The organism is Pseudomonas sp. PME37.24/025, assembly GCF_055556615.1.
In genome coordinates this window covers 1-273 of sequence record NZ_JBVHNK010000181.1, presented here as the reverse complement: position 1 = coordinate 273, position 273 = coordinate 1, and the positions used below count along the sequence as shown (strand labels likewise).

General features: G+C 49.1%; 1 protein-coding gene. It reads left to right on the top strand.

The window, feature by feature from the left end:
* Positions 1-58: 58 nt before the first annotated feature.
* Positions 59-273: ATP-binding cassette domain-containing protein (locus ACZ3HH_RS29990; RefSeq protein ID WP_465810207.1), on the top strand; the 215-nt coding region annotated here is incomplete at its 3' end.

The following is a 273-nucleotide window of genomic DNA, read 5'->3' as shown; positions in this document are numbered from 1 at the left end:
AAACATCTTAGTGGGAAGAGATTGGGTTAGCCATGCAGATATGCAATGGGGCATTCAAATGTCTGAACTCATGGCAGACCTTACCAAGATGCCGCGTGGCTTATCTACCGATGTTATCAGTGGGGGTAGAAACCTCTCCAGGGGACAAATCCAACGAATACTCATCGCGCGGGCAATCGTCGGCCGCCCAAGGCTTCTGCTTCTCGACGAGGCATTTACGGGAATTGACGAAAGGCAAACTTCACAAATTCTGGACAACCTTTTTGACAAAGG